This window comes from Nostoc sp. PA-18-2419, assembly GCF_005869855.1.
GTDB lineage: Bacteria > Cyanobacteriota > Cyanobacteriia > Cyanobacteriales > Nostocaceae > Nostoc.
The window spans coordinates 157560-172672 of the sequence record NZ_SZNH01000002.1 but is presented as its reverse complement, the minus strand read 5'-3'; the positions used below and the strand labels follow the sequence as shown (position 1 = coordinate 172672).

13 protein-coding genes are annotated in these 15113 nt (G+C 37.2%); 8 read left to right on the top strand and 5 right to left on the bottom strand.

The annotated features are described in order from the left end of the window. Nucleotides 1-110: 110 nt before the first annotated feature. The 3 genes from FCR06_RS02640 (at nt 111) to FCR06_RS02630 (ending at nt 2665) form a co-directional block, all read left to right on the top strand. A complete protein-coding gene (locus FCR06_RS02640; RefSeq protein WP_138497312.1) occupies nt 111-506 on the top strand; it encodes a hypothetical protein in 396 nt (131 codons plus the stop codon). Between the two features lie 112 nt (nt 507-618). Then, nucleotides 619-1356 carry a peptidoglycan-binding protein gene (locus FCR06_RS02635; protein WP_138497311.1) on the top strand — a complete coding sequence of 246 codons (738 nt, stop codon included), beginning with the start codon at nt 619-621 and terminating at the stop codon, nt 1354-1356. Between the two features lie 85 nt (nt 1357-1441). Continuing rightward, the gene (locus FCR06_RS02630; RefSeq protein ID WP_138497310.1) at nt 1442-2665 is read left to right on the top strand and encodes an ABC transporter substrate-binding protein; all 1224 of its coding nucleotides are present in this window, start codon (nt 1442-1444) and stop codon (nt 2663-2665) included. A 106-nt stretch (nt 2666-2771) separates the two neighbouring features. On the opposite strand, the gene FCR06_RS02625 is transcribed toward FCR06_RS02630, so the two are convergent. Further along, entirely contained in the window at nt 2772-4148 is a 1377-nt protein-coding gene (locus FCR06_RS02625; protein WP_138497309.1) for a cytochrome P450, read from the bottom strand. A gap of 189 nt (nt 4149-4337) precedes the next feature. Between FCR06_RS02625 and FCR06_RS02620 the strand changes: the two genes are divergently transcribed. Further along, a complete protein-coding gene (locus tag FCR06_RS02620) occupies nt 4338-6551 on the top strand; it encodes a phosphoketolase (protein WP_138497308.1) in 2214 nt (737 codons plus the stop codon). Nucleotides 6552-6962: 411 nt separating this feature from the next. Here the strand turns inward: FCR06_RS02620 and FCR06_RS02615 are convergent, their stop codons facing one another. The 3 genes from FCR06_RS02615 to FCR06_RS33325 form a co-directional block, all read right to left on the bottom strand. Next, entirely contained in the window at nt 6963-7703 is a 741-nt protein-coding gene (locus FCR06_RS02615) for a type I restriction enzyme HsdR N-terminal domain-containing protein (RefSeq protein ID WP_138497307.1), read from the bottom strand. A 101-nt stretch (nt 7704-7804) separates the two neighbouring features. Continuing rightward, entirely contained in the window at nt 7805-9025 is a 1221-nt protein-coding gene (locus FCR06_RS33330; RefSeq protein ID WP_223280017.1) for a hypothetical protein, read from the bottom strand. Further along, nucleotides 9022-9816, bottom strand: a complete 795-nt coding sequence (locus FCR06_RS33325; RefSeq protein ID WP_223280016.1) for a hypothetical protein — start codon at nt 9814-9816, stop codon at nt 9022-9024. Before FCR06_RS33325 ends, FCR06_RS33330 begins: the two co-directional genes overlap by 4 nt. Before the next feature lie 172 nt (nt 9817-9988). Between FCR06_RS33325 and FCR06_RS02605 the strand changes: the two genes are divergently transcribed. Together FCR06_RS02605 and FCR06_RS02600 are read left to right on the top strand one after the other, a co-directional pair. Beyond that, on the top strand, nt 9989-10252 hold the full coding sequence (locus FCR06_RS02605; RefSeq protein WP_138497306.1) for a type II toxin-antitoxin system ParD family antitoxin: 264 nt from the start codon (nt 9989-9991) through the stop codon (nt 10250-10252). 5 nt (nt 10253-10257) lie between these two features. Beyond that, nucleotides 10258-10581, top strand: a complete 324-nt coding sequence (locus tag FCR06_RS02600) for a type II toxin-antitoxin system RelE/ParE family toxin (protein ID WP_138497524.1) — start codon at nt 10258-10260, stop codon at nt 10579-10581. A gap of 267 nt (nt 10582-10848) precedes the next feature. Here the strand turns inward: FCR06_RS02600 and FCR06_RS02595 are convergent, their stop codons facing one another. Then, nucleotides 10849-12207: a sensor histidine kinase gene (locus FCR06_RS02595; RefSeq protein WP_138497305.1), complete on the bottom strand. Its 1359-nt coding sequence runs from the start codon at nt 12205-12207 to the stop codon at nt 10849-10851. Nucleotides 12208-13172: 965 nt separating this feature from the next. On the opposite strand from FCR06_RS02595, the gene FCR06_RS02590 reads away from it, so the two are divergent. Then, nucleotides 13173-14225, top strand: a complete 1053-nt coding sequence (locus tag FCR06_RS02590) for a permease (protein ID WP_138497304.1) — start codon at nt 13173-13175, stop codon at nt 14223-14225. A gap of 72 nt (nt 14226-14297) precedes the next feature. Then, the gene (locus tag FCR06_RS02585; protein WP_138497303.1) at nt 14298-15071 is read left to right on the top strand and encodes a TIGR03943 family putative permease subunit; all 774 of its coding nucleotides are present in this window, start codon (nt 14298-14300) and stop codon (nt 15069-15071) included. Nucleotides 15072-15113 lie beyond the last annotated feature (42 nt).

The following is a 15113-nucleotide window of genomic DNA, read 5'->3' as shown; positions in this document are numbered from 1 at the left end:
AATTGATTAAGCTAACGCTCCAAAATAGAATTATTTGTGGATTCTCCTGAGCCGATATAGAGTTTGTCTAAGGCAAACTAGCTTTATAACCCTTTGATAGGAGTCAACTTATGGTTCGTAAAAGACAAATATCTCGCGTTCTCCAAAAAGCTGAGTTAAGAGCCGCTGGATTGCAAAAAATCGACCCAAATTTAGATTTAGGAAATGGTATCAGTTTAAAAAACTTCATAGAACAAATTGAGAAGTTACGTAGCGAAATTGATGCCTATAATAAAGCTTTAGAACTGATTGAAACTTTACAAGTTGAAATTAAAGAATTAGAAAAAGAATTGAATAGTATCAGCGGGAGAATCCTGCTAGGAGTTGCTGTTAAGTACGGTAAAGATAGTTGCGAATATATGATGGCGGGTGGTGTTCGTACAAGCGATCGCATCCGTAAAAGTAGAAAAACTCGTTTGAAACGAATTGCACAGCAAAAATTGGCACAGAGTAATCAAACCGTTTAGTATCATTATATTGTTTTAAGCAATTTCTCGGGGTGTATAGCTATACACCCCTATATTTTTTTGTAAAATACAATACATAAACTTAAGTTTAGTAGCAAAGGAACCGAAAAGTATGACTGTTTATAGTCCTCAAGTAATTCGTCATATATTGATTGGACTGGGATATTTAGCTCCTGAAATCGATCCGAATCCCGATCCTCAATTTGCTCCTTGGAAGCGGAATAATAACTCCTTAACAGATGATCCTACGGAAGAAGCGATTAAAAAGTTTCAAAAACAATATCCACAAAAACTTGTGGTTAATGGTAACGCTGATTCTCAAACTAGAGAAGTGATGGAGGATATAATCAAAGGGCTTCAGAACAGATTAAAGTTTCACGGTTTTGCAACCAATGCTGAAATCCCTTCAGATCTGCCTTTTTATGGCCCAGCTACTTATAAAGCTGTGAAAAAATTTCAGAAATCTCAAGGTTTAACTGAAAATGGTATTGCCAATATTGAACAGCGTCAAATTCTACAGCAACCGACTCTGACACCAAATAAACCCCAACCTCCGACGCAACTCAAGCTGAGAGATTTATGGTTGCAATTCAAAAAGAATCCGCAAAATTCTTCTTATATTGCAGCGCTAAATAACTTACAACAAAATCTACCCAAGGATATTTTACAGAAAGTTACTAATAAATGGAGGGGAACAAATGACCAGAACCCTGAAATTGTCAAGCTGACAAATGTATTCACTTATTATGATGACAACAATCCAAACCAGCGCGATGCACTAGATTACTTACAAAGTCAAATAACACCAGCCATCTATAAAGAATTTATTGCTCTCTGGAATAAGAAGTAAATAATATGGTGCGTTATAGGTTTAGTTATAACGCACCATATTATATTGATAAATTAACTGTAAAACAGATAAAATTTAGGTATCCATGAAAAATGCGACCGCTCATCAAACCGCATTCTTATTTATCTGCTCTCTGCTACTAATAGCCTGTGGCAAAACTAGCAATCCTCATCAAAATTCTGCAAATAATCCCACAACAAATACATCTGATGTAATTCCCATTGGTATCGCTTTTGCCCAAACAAGCAACGTAGCATTACTTGGTCAAGAGGGCACTGATGGAGTAAAAATTGCCCAAAAGTATTTTAATGACAAAGGAGGCATCAATGGAAAACCAATTAAATTAGTATTTCAAGATACTGGAGGCGACGAAGCTGGAGCGATAAATGCTTTTCAAACTTTAATTAATCAAGATAAAGTCGTGGGTATAATTGGCCCTACCCTATCACAACAAGCTTTTAGTGCCGACCCTGTAGCAGAACGTAATAAACTCCCAGTTCTGGGAGCATCAAATACTGCCAATGGGATTCCGGAAATTGGTGATTATGTTGCTCGTGTTTCTTCATCTGTGGCTGTGGTTGCTCCTTATTCTGTGAAAGCTGCACTCCAGCAAAATCCTCAAATCAAAAGAGTAGCCGTATTCTACGCTCAAAATGATGCTTTCAATAAATCAGAAACAGAAATTTTTCAGAAAACAGTTAAAGATTTAGGATTGAATTTAGTCACAGTCCAAAAATTTCAAACTACAGATACCGACTTTCAAGCTCAAGCCAGCGATGCTATTAATTTAAAACCTGATTTGGCGATTATATCCGGGTTAGCTGTAGATGGAGGTAATTTAGTTAAACAATTACGAGAACTTGGTTATAAAGGATTAATTATTGGTGGCAATGGTTTTAATACATCGCATATATTTTCTGTATGCAGAGCGTTTTGTGAAGGCGTGATTGTTGCTCAAGCTTATAGTCCTGTATATCCTAGTAAAATTAATACGGCATTTCGTAAAGCTTACATTGAACAATATCAAAGAGAACCACCCCAAGTCAGCGCTCAAGCTTTTGCAGCGGTGCAGGTATATGTAGAAGCTCTGCAATCTTTAGATAAAAAAAGCAAAATTAACAAATTAAGTCTGGCACAATTGCGTACACAATTGAATCAAGAGTTATTAAAAGGAACATATCAAACTCCTCTGGGTGAAATTGCTTTTACATCAGCTGGTGATGTGATTCAAAAAGAGTTTTATGTTGCCCAATTGAAGATGGAGCCAAACGGTGTGAAGGGTAAATTTTCATTTTTAAATATCAAATAAACATCTTGCTTACTTGTAATCATGGGCAGACGAGACGCCCACCCCACAAGATTGGATGATTTATTTTTTGGAAATTTTTTAAATGCAATCATCAACTAGCAAAGCATCAAACAGTCTGTAAAACCGCAGATTTCAGCTGACGTTGACTCGTGACAACCATTTCAATGGGACGGTCTGGGCCTGTGACTAAACCACGGCGTTTGGGTCGCACTTCACGATTATTAACTAATTTTAATTCTCGGCTGGTAAGAATTTTGGCAAGTGCTAGCTTCATTTCCAATTGAGCAAATGCTAGACCAATACAGCGCCTTGCACCACCGCCAAAGGGCAAATATTCATAGGGAGAAAATTGGTGTTCTAAAAAACGTTCTGGTTTAAATTGCTGAGGTTGTGGGTAAATGTCTTCCCGGTGGTGGGTTAGATAAATCGAACCAATGATGATTGTATCAGGTTCGAGTTTGTAATTGCCCAGTGAGAAAGGTGTTGTGACTGTTCTGGGAAAGGTGAGTATACCGACTGGGTAAATCCGCAATGTTTCGCAGCAAACAGCGTTGAGATAAGGTAATTTAAAAATGGTATTGGGATCTGGGTTATTGCCTAAGCTATCTAATTCTTGGAGTAGCTTTTGACGTACTGATGGTAGTTTGTGAATCCAGTAGAATGCCCATGCTAAGGCTGTAGCCGTGGTTTCGTGACCGGCGACTAACAAAGTCATCAATTCATCGCGCAACTCTTCATCAGTCATAGGTTGACCAGTTTCATCTCTAGCAGCCATGAGTAAGCTGAGAATATCTGTGCGTGATGAATCTGGTTGTTCTCGACGTTCTCGAATTTCCTCGTAGATGAGTTGGTCAGCTTCCTGCTGACGGCGCAGTTGTTTTCCCCAAAAGTTAATCGGGCCAAAATCTCTTTGTAAAGCAGGGAAATAAAGTAAGGCCACAATTAATCGAGAACTGCCTTTTTCTAAAAGATCCCCTAAAAAGTGCTGTAGTTTTTCGGCGCGAGTTCCTTCATGTAACCCAAACACAGCTTGCATAATCACTCGCAGAGTAATGGCTTGGGTAACAGACCGAATATTAAAAGGTTTACCTATGGGGTATTGGCTGATAACTTGCTCGGTGACATCAGTAATCACTTGGCTATAGCTTCGCATTCTTTCACCGTGAAAGGGAGGCATTAGCAACTGGCGTTGGCGTTGGTGTTCTGCGCCGCTGATGGTAATTACGGAATGCTTACCTACCAAAGATTCAAATATCTGATTCATTTCACCAGGGGCTGCTAATTCCTTGGTATCATTTGTTAAAATTTGCTCGAGCATTTGGGGGTTGCTGACAATTACCATAGGAGGCAGATTTTTGTCTAATCTGAGAGTAAAAATCTCTCCATACCTTTTGGCGCAAGCTTCCATAAATGACATCGGATTAGCTATCCAGCGCACCATCTGTGAAATTGCTGGGATTTGCGGCCCATTTGGTAACTTCATAAATTTTTTTAGTGCTTAAATATGTTTTATACTACTTAAACTAACTTAAATTTTAGTTAGCGAACCATTTAAAGTACTTATCCTGACGTTGCCAAAAAGCAATAAACTGTTACAACCTCAAAGATGTAGAATTTTTATTGAATTCAACGAGCATCTACAGTTTCATTTCATCGTCATAAGGTACTCAGCATGACTGCAATCACCCCAAAGGCTTCTTCARCGCTTGCCAATTTTTCTGAAGGAATTCAATATTTTGGTGAAGCACTGCCAGATTTTGAAACTTATGGTGCAACACCTGCTATAGAATCCGGCAATGTAGCGATCGCATCTCCCACAGATCCCACAGCAGTATATCAAACTTTACTGGCTGCGGATGCCCTACGCTATCTCACTTTGCAAGTTACTGGTAGTAAAGCCTCTGGGCATCCCGGCGGATTCGCCAGCCAAGCTGAAGCTTATGCATCTCTGGTCATGCTGGGATACAAGAACATTATCACGGAAGTCGGACACCACGCCCCCGGATTTTATAGCGCCATGTTCTTGGATCGTTCGCTAGAAGACATGGGAATTTTTACAGTCCAACAGTTGCGCGATCGCTTTCGAGAAAAGCACGGACTTTTAGGACACCTTTCTGGTTACATACCTGGTATTCTCGCACCTGCGGGGCCTTTGGGACAAGGGCAACATTTTGCAATGGCAGCCGCAAAACTGCACCTCGATAAGTTATTTCCCTTCACAGTTGGCGATGGTGGATTGGGTGAACCTTATATTGTAAGTGCGATCGCACATTTCCATACTGCTTATCCTACTGTCACTAATTTCTTGCCGATACTGGTGTGGAATGGTTATAGCCAAGAACACCACAGCATGGTTTCCCTGAAAACCAACCCAGAAATGCAAGCATATTGGCAAGGTAACGGTTTTGATGAAGTCGTGTTAGTGGATGCTAAGGATTTCGACGATAAAAACCAACCAGGGGATTACGTTGATAGTACTGCCTTTTCCTTTGAGAAGCGTCTAGAATTTACCCAAGCAGTACTTTCGGGTGTAGATAAAGCAGCGCGATCGGCACTCGGTGGTAAGCTGACTGTTTTTATTATTAAACAACTTAAAGGTGCAGGAGTCCACGCGCGGGGTGCAAAATCTCACAATCTTTATCCCAAAGATACGCTAAATGCGCCGCATATTGTAAGTGCATTGCAAACTCGTGCTTTATCTGCCGAGGCTTGGCAATTAGTCAGAACAAATGCCGAACGCGCAGGCGGTGGCCCCGCAGCCAAAACAGTGGTAACAGAATTTGAATTTTCATTACCAGATTTAGGCGAATTACCTTTAGAAGAATATGCAGTAGGTGGCGAACATAAAGTTTCTACAACTGCAATGGGACGATTGGTAGGAATAGTTGGACAAAAAGACAAAAATTTCCTCGTCACCAACGCCGACGGGAACGAAGCATCAGGAATTGCTAACATTAATCAAGCATTAAAAATTATCCACCCCACAACCGACGATGTATATAACCAAGCACCAAACGGGCAAGTTTACGAACCTTTGAGCGAAGATGCTTGTGCGGGTTTAGCAGCTGGTTTGTCCTTAATGGGTGCAAGAACTTTGTGGTGTTCTTACGAATCTTTTGCCATCAACGGATTACCAGTTTGGCAAACTGTAATCCAAGCAATGGCAGAATTGCGGCGTTTAACTCCCTCGACTATTACTTTATTCACAGCAGGTGCATTAGAGCAAGGGCGTAACGGTTGGACTCACCAACGTCCAGAAATTGAAGCTTACTTTGCTTCGTTGATGCGAAATGGAAATGTTTTCCCATTATTTCCTCCCGATGCTAACAGTATCCAAGTTTGTTATGACTGGGCATTGCAAACTAAGAATAAGGGAGTTGTGATTACTGCAAGTAAATCGCCATTGCCAATTCGCACCACTTTAGAACAAAGTCGCCAAGGGTTAGAAGATGGTGCGGTGGTATTGCATGAAGTCGCGGGAGATCAGCAAGTTGTATTTGCTGTGATTGGCGATATGACATTAATGCCAGTATTTGAGGCGGCTGCTTTCTTAGAAAATGAAGGTATTGGTGCGAAGATAGTTTCTGTGATTAACCCCAGACGTTTATATCGTCCTCATGATACTGCTTGGGATACCTGTTCTCAACCGGATGCCGATTTCTTAGATGATGCGAAATTTGCCCAATTATTTGATGGCGATGCATTAATTGGCGTCACAGGTGGTGCTGGGGCGATGCTAGAGCCGATTTTGTTACGCAGTAAAGCCAACCGCGATACTTTTTGCTGGAAACGTGGCGAAACTACAGCCAGTGCTGGAGAGTTGATGGCGTTTAATGGATTGACTGCTGAGGCGTTAACAAAAAGAGCGATCGCGCTAGTGCATTAAAACTGCGATCGCTTTTCATTTTACCGCGAATATACGTATATAAACGCTGAAAAGTTGCGTTCAATGCGTATATTTGCGTTTTTTTATTTAACAGAATTTTTTGTACGGTGGGATTAGCCATAAAGATAAATATAGCGATCAACGCCGTAATTGTTTTTTTAAAGATAGTTTTTAGCTAATTTTGAGCTTAAAACCTGATTTATGAGTTTTTAAGCTAATTTATGATTTCAAAATTTGATTTAGAAGTTCAAAACCTGATTTATAAGTCCAAAACCTGATTTAAAAGCCAGGATGAAGCGGGATACTTTCATAGAATGTGGAGGGTTGAGGAAAGGTGCGATCGTATTAGTGGATTAAAATTAAGGTTACCGCACATGAAGGTAAATAAATATCGATGTGCATCTATGCTTTTTAATAAATAATAGAAATTAGTTTTTCAAAATCTTGACAATCAAAAACTTGCTGTTTTTTAGAATATTGACCACATATTTTATAATAAATTTTATCATATTGGACATTAAATAAATATCCATCTATTGCGGATAGCTGGTGTTTCAATTTAAAAGCTATCGTATGATTAGTATATTCACCATACTTCTTAATAAGATAAATAAAACTTTCAATATTTCCATTTTGAGCGTTTTCAAATTCTAATAAATCATCATTAATAGTACTGGTTGCGTGTAAAATCAATTCTTGTATGTCTGTTAAATTGTTAAGATAATAAATTTGAAATTGATTATATTTTTTAATAAAAGTAATAATTTCATGATAATTGTACAAAATTCCAATATTGCAACCAGAATTTGTTAAATATCTTTCTATCTGATTAGAGTGATTTTGCAAGTTCGCATCTTCTCTTTTTACTTCCACAATTATTAAAGGATTTTGATTTGTCTTAAAATTTTCATTTGTTTCTTTTTTATATATTTCTATATCATGATTGTTAGCTTCAACTTTAATAGTAATTTTATCTGACAATAAAGGACTTTCCTTAATGAGAAAATAAATAAATATTTGCCTCACCAACTCTTCTGGTCTGCCATTTATTGGTATTTCTATACCTCTAATTAAACATTTCGTATATTGTTGTTTATATTTTTTAATATATATTTCCAACTTTTGCTGTATTTCTTCATTTAAATATATCATAACTATTTTATTAGAGTTAATTAATCGTGGATACAATCTTTTTAGGAGCGCAAGATTGCTGCGCCCTAAACTGCATACTAACTGTGCAATTGCAAAATTTTTTATTTTTCCCCAAAGAAACTTAGTATCTTACTAACTAATTTTTTCCAATGTTCTTCAGATTTGGCCTGAAAGAATTTATTCAAATTTGTTTCTATTGTCATCTCTCGCTTAAATATTTCACATACATTACCTGCAAAAGTTTCCCCTTTCTTCCTTTCTCTACCTTTCTCAGCAATTAGAGCCTTCCAAAACTCAGAATCTTCACTTCGAAGTCGTAGTATTCTTGTAATTTCCTCTTCAATTTCTGTTCCTACTTCGTCTACAAAATCGTCATATAATCCGTAAAACTCTTTTACTATTTCAGGGATAAGTGTCTTTAAAGATTCATTAGCCGATGTAAGTTCATACAAGATATTTTCTAGTTCTTGCTTGACTTCTCTAGTAAATTTCTTCAGCATCTCATCTTCATCTATTCCCTCAGCAAAAACTTTTGCATCATAGTATATATCTATATCCCTTGGTTCATAATATCCAAAATTCCTATGAATAGCGTGTTTAGTATTCCATGCTTGATAATTTTTATGATAGTATTCAAGATACTTATCAATAAAGTCTTCATAAACAAAACTAGGTATCCTTTTACTCAAGTCTCTGACATTTTCTATCTTCTGAATCGCATTTTTAATTGCTTGAATTTCTAATAGTGTCAAAGCATCACCATTTTTAATTTTCCCAAAACTTTCTCGAATATTTTTAATTTCGTCTAATAAAAGATTTCGTCTATGTTCTATTACATCTGCTATACCTTTGAGAAATTTATCTTTATCTGCTTGTACATCCTCTTCATCATAAATATTATTTAGCTTGACTATATCATCATAGTAGTATCGCAATGAATCATAGGACAAGATATTTTCTTGAAAAAAGTCTAAATTTAAACGCTTGAATGTAGCTTGAACTTCCTCCTGTCTAATTTGAATTCCTAACTCTCTATCTCCATCAGCACCATGTACTTTTTCAGGTTGGCTTTTTTGAGATAATATCAAAGTGACAAATCTATGATGAAATTCTTTAGATTTGGATGTCAGATAATAACTTATTAATTTTGTAATATTCGCTTCAGGAGCAGCATGAAAGGGAGTTACAAAAAGACAGATACTATCTTGGCTATCAATATATTTCTGCAAGTCTTTACGAATTGGGTTCTCATCAAGCCCTTTAGTATCAACTACGCAATCGAACTGAGACAAGTCTGAACCAGATAAAACATTATAGCTCACATAAAGAAGATTTTTCTTGGAATAGCAAAATCTTTAAACCGGGCATTATTTATATTATCAAATGTATTTTTTATCCAATCTTGCTCTCTACTTTGATTATCAAACTCAATTTTAGTCGAACTTCTAGATTCAAGGTTTGCATTATTCAATGCAGTCTTTTTTAGTACCTCTATTCCTGATTCATCAAATAACTCTCTAGCTCGATCAATTCTAATTGTTTTATTTTTGTCACCATCAGAAATAGATTTATTAATTTTTTTTAGTTCTATAACATTCCTGATAGCTCTTTCAATTTCTTCTGAAATAATTATTTTATGCTCTAACTGTGTATTATCTTTACTAGCAATATAGTCACAGAATTCAAAAATAAGATTCTCCATCTCATCAACTGTATAAGGCTCTATCTCTATATAAGTTTTATCAGCCGCTTTGATAATTACTTCACATATAGTAGTTTTCCCTCCTCCAGTTGAGAGTAACTCTCTAGTTTCGATTACATCTTTAGTTTTGTTATTAATAGTTTTGGAAACCTTAAAGTCACTTATTAAGTTAAAAAGATGACAAATAGCAGTTGTCTTACCTTGGCCAATAGTACCAATAAAAATAATTTTATATTTTTCTATACTCAGAATTTTATCAATTTCTTCTAATCGTTCTAACTTTGATTTTAAGTTATTGATACAAATATGCTTAATTACATTAATTTCTGATCCACCTGATATTTTGGTAATTTCACGTCTCAAGCTTTGCTGTAATGATGCGATTTCTTCTTGCCACTGTATAGTCAACATAATGTTTACCCTGTTTTAATGTTATTTGCTGGATAATTACAATATGCCCAGATAGTACGAATATCTAACAAGAAGCTGCAATCTACTCATGCTAAATAGAATCTTCTGTGCAATGGCAAGAAATGGCAAAAACTGCCATAATGTAGAAAAATAGATTTAGAAAATAACCCTTGTGAAAAGTATAAATATTTCCTTACCTGACACAATGCGAGCTTATGTAGAAGAACAGGTAGCTCAAGGTGGTTACAGCAGTGTCAGCGAATATTTTCGTGAATTAGTGCGACAAGACCAAAAACAGAGAGCTAAAGAACGTCTTGAAACAATGCTTCTAGAAGGATTAAACTCTGGAGATGCAACAGAAATGACTGTTCAAGATTGGGAAGATATTCGTCAAACAATTCGGCAAAGAATTAATAAACGTCAAGGTACAGTTTAGCCGTGATGTTTGAAGTAAAAAAAAGACCTCAAGTTATCCGTGACTTAATAGACTTAGCAACATACATAGCAGAGGATAACTTAGATGCTTCAGACCGCTTTTTAACAGCAGCCGAAGCAACATTTAAACAATTAGCAAAAACCCCAGCTATAGGAAAATTCTGCCAATTTTCACATCCTAATCTAGGAGATACTCGACAAATATCTATCAAAGGATTTAAAAAATATCTTATTTTTTACCGCATCACTGAATCAGCAGTTGATATTCTACGAGTTATTCATGGAGCAAGAGACCTTGAATCAATATTTGACGAGGACTTAGAAATATAATTTATTCTGCAAATTATCATTTTTTTAGTTTGCAACATTTAAATTTTAATAAAATACATGCACTTAAAAATAAATTATTTATAATATATATTCAAGTCGGACTGTAAGCGATCGCCCCATTACCTAAGAGTAAATATATTGCAATTATCGCGTTAATTCATTAAGGGCGATCGCCCAATTTATCTTCCAGCAATCAAATGTATTTGGATACTGAAAAATCAAATAATTAGAAAGACAAATTTCCACCACAGTCTACTAGCTATTGCATCAAACTAAAGGCAACAGAATTTCAAATTTAGTCCCCATACCTGGTTGAGAAGATAAATTGAATTTCCCACCATGTTTGACAGTTATAATTCGATAACTTACTGCTAAACTAGTTTCTTTACCATTTTTGGTTTCCAAAGAAAAAGACTCTAGAATTTGCTGTTGTAATTCTTGAGACATTCCGGGGCCGTTGTCAGCAATGCGAATTAATATCCAGCGAGAATCTGGTGCATTTGGTTTGCTTGGTTTCTGTGAAATAACTTCTGTAGTAATCTCAATTTTAGGTTTTTGAATAGTCTTTATATCTTCTAAATGCAACTGCTGTCGCACTGCTTCATTGAGTAAAGTATCCACCGCTTCGCTTAAAATATTGATTAAAACTTGGTTTAACTGCCCTATAAAGCAATATACTGGCGGCAATTGTCCGTAAAATTTGACAATTTCAATTTCTCCTTGAATCCGGCTATTTATTAATAAAAGAAGATTATCTATACAAACATGTAAATCTATAGGTTTTGGATAAAGTTCWTCGAGATGACAAAAATTTTGTAAACTGGTGACAAGTTTTTTTAATCTTTCGGCTCCAGTCCGGATACTAGCAAGTGCTTGTAATAAATCTTGTTCTAAAAAATCAAATTCAATCTCTTCTTTAATTTGCTCAATTGTCTGGGAAGCTGAAGGTAACTCTCGATCATAAGCCGCTATTAACTTGAGTAAGTCTTGGCTGTAATTTGAGACATAAGTTATGTTACCCCAAATAAAACCCACAGGGTCTAAAATTTCATGTACTACCCCATCTACCAAACGCCCCAGATTCGCCATTTTATCGTTTTGAATCATTTGGGCTTGGCTGCGTTCATATCGCACGAAATTTTTGATTCCGCGAATTTGCCAAGAAATAAAATTTAATTCCTGCACATCTAATAATTTGTAAGCACCGCAAACAGTTTGGACTACAATTGGTTCTGCTAACAATTCTGGCGATCGCTTTAAACTAAGTTGCATCGCACTTAAAATCAATGTCGTATCAGCAAGCAGCAAAATCGTTGTCCGTGCATAGCCGTAAAGAAGACCTAATGGTTGCTGAACAAGTAATTCTTGTCCATAAGGACGAATTAAAAATTCTAACAGTCGCCGCCGCGAAATCATTCCCACGAACTTTCCTTGTTCTACCAAAATTACTCCTGGTAACAGCGGATGTTTTTCCAAAAAACTAGCTACTTCCATCCCAGTGCAGCTAATTTCCACCGAGAAGTTGTACATTGGTAGTTCTTGGAGGGTTGAATCTAAACTCAGATCGCGATCGCTACCCTCAGACAAAAATGGCGGTGAAATTTGACAACTGAATTCTTCTGGCACTAGACACCCTAATTTTGATGAGACAAGTCAACAATAAGCTAATATTTTAGCCTCTGCCATTAATCAAAAGGGAGTAGGCAGTAGTGAATCAGCCTTTTTGAGTGGAATGGGAGCTGGAGCTTTTGTTGCAATCAAATAGGAGTTCTAAATAGTTGCCAAAAAGACAAATTTTTCTAAAAATCAGGTTTGTTTGCGTAATAATACCATTTGCAAAAATCTTTGTAACAAATGAATTGGCTGTATATTCGTACAGTTGTACGCCTCTGCCCATACATCTGTCACATTCTTATTTCAATTGGTATAACTATGAACCATAAGCAAAACAGGCAGTGTGGGAGGGGTGGAAAGGGAGGATGGGTAGGAAAAATAGCTATCACTCAATAATTTCTCTCTCCCCACACCCTCGATTCTCCCATTTTTAGTATCTGCTAAACTTTGCTCTTGCATTTTTATAGTTTTTGTAGTACAAAATCAACCAAAGCTCAAATGACATTTTGCTGAAACTAGCCATAGCTATTAGTTATTAGTCATTGGTTACAACCAACAAAGGACAAATAACCAAGGAGGACTGACAAAAGACCGACGACTAAGAGCGATCCCCAAATGTTGAATAACTGTAAATCCTTGATGAAAATATAGCCTAGCTAATATCTGATTTTAGGAAATTACTGTAAGTATAAACATAGGGAAATTTAAAATCATCTGTGCAGCTACTTGCTCCCTAGAATCGGAACAATTTCTGAACTTAGGCAATCTTAGGAATGGTCATCATCAGTAAATGCACTCAGGTAAATATTACTCTCTCCTTGAAATCTAAGCCTTGTAGCGTTTAAGGGTTAGTTGAAACCGGATGACAATTTGTCATCCAAACGAACTTTAATTTCCCGAACTGCTTTTGATCCCCATTTCGATAGAATGACTAGGCAGAATCTTAAAACTCAAAACCGCTTTTGACAGCGACGCCCATGAATCAACTCAACAATGGTTTTACGCTATTTCTAAGTCTGCTAGTCGAGGCGATGCCTTTTTTGCTTCTTGGGGTTTTATTGTCCAGTTTGCTGCTGTTTTTCGTTGATGAGCGCAAATTGGTAGAAAAAATGCCCAAAAATCCGCTATTGGGTGCTTTAGTTGGCAGTGCAATCGGCTTTTTATTTCCAGTGTGTGAGTGTGGGAATGTGCCAGTAGCGCGGCGGTTTCTAATTCAAGGAGTGCCCACACCTGTAGCAATTGGTTTTTTACTAGCAGCACCAACAATTAACCCAGTTGTCATTTGGGCAACTTGGACAGCGTTTCGCGATCAGCCAGAAATAGTAGTATTACGGGTTGTATTTTCCCTATTGATTGCCACAATTGTTGGCTTTGTTTTCAGTTTTCAAAAGGACTTAAATCCTATAGTCCAACCTGCGATCGCTCGATATATGAAATTTAATCCTCCTGCGCCACCTGAAACCAAACGACGTAGTAAAGGTTATCAAGTAGAACAGTCAGCAGCAGTACCGAATCTCTTGCAATCAGGGACTTATATTTTAGGAGGAAAAGCAGGTTTACCGATGCGGATAGATGCGAATTTAGTACCGCCGACTATCATCTCTACTCCAAATAAACCCCTTGCAGATAAATTGCGTCTAGTGGTAGATAATAGCATCCAAGAATTGCGGGAACTAGGCGGGGTCATGGTTTTAGGGAGTGCGATCGCCGCAGCTATTCAAGTCCTAGCACCGCGTGAATTAATTCTCAGTTTGGGTGCTGGGCCCATTAGCTCAATTGTAGTCATGCTGATATTAGCAGCAGTCGTGTCAATTTGTTCTACAGTTGATTCTTTCTTTGCCCTGTCTTTTGCTTCAACTTTTAGCAGTGGTTCATTACTGGCATTTCTCGTATTTGGTCCCATGATTGACATCAAAGGTATTGGTTTGATGTTATCAATTTTTAAGCCCAAAACAGTGTTTTACTTATTTGCCTTAGCAGCACAGTTAACATTTGTTTTGACCCTTTTCCTCAACTTGCACGTATTTTAAAAATTCTTTGTCATTTGTCATTTGTCTGTTGCCCTTTATCTTTTGTCCTTTGTTGTTTGTAACCAATGATTAATGACTAATAAAAATTCCAAACCTCAAATCCTACATCTCTTACTCCCTTGGCTGGATGCTTTGGCAATTACAGCTTGGGGCATTTTGATGTTGAGATATTGGCTAACTAACAAGCTGAACCTGTTGATTCACCCAAATTACATTTGGTTTGTGGTTGTGACTGGTATCAGTTTAATAATTTTTGGTTTCTTCAAAATGCTGGAACTTTGGCATCGGCGTCGTCGTGATGTCATACCAAACACCCAGCATATTAGTTTATTTCCTCCTGGTTGGGGTAGTTCCTTGTTGTTGATTGCAGCAATTTTGGGTTTCATCTTTACACCCCAAGTTTTTGCTAGTGACAATGCACTGCAAAGGGGTGTGACGGCTGATTTATTGGGAACCACACGCGTTAAACCTCAAGCCTTTCGGGCAACTGTACGTCCAGAGGAACGATCGCTTGTAGAGTGGGTACGCACCTTAAATGTCTATCCAGAACCAGACACATATACAGGACAAAAAGTCAAGGTACAGGGATTTGTCATCCACCCGTCAGATTTGGCAAAAGAATATTTGTTCTTAGCACGATTTGTCTTAACTTGCTGTGCAGCAGACGCATATCCTGTAGGATTGCCTGTTAAACTGCCAAATAATCAACAGGCTTACTCTGCTGATACCTGGTTGGAAGTAGAAGGACAAATGGCAACAGAAAATTTGTCAGGGAAACGTCAACTTACCATTGTTGCTAATTCGCTCAAAAAGATTCCCCAACCGCAGAATCCTTATAGTTATTAGTGATTTGTCATTAATCCTTTGTCATTTGCTAATGCTCTATGC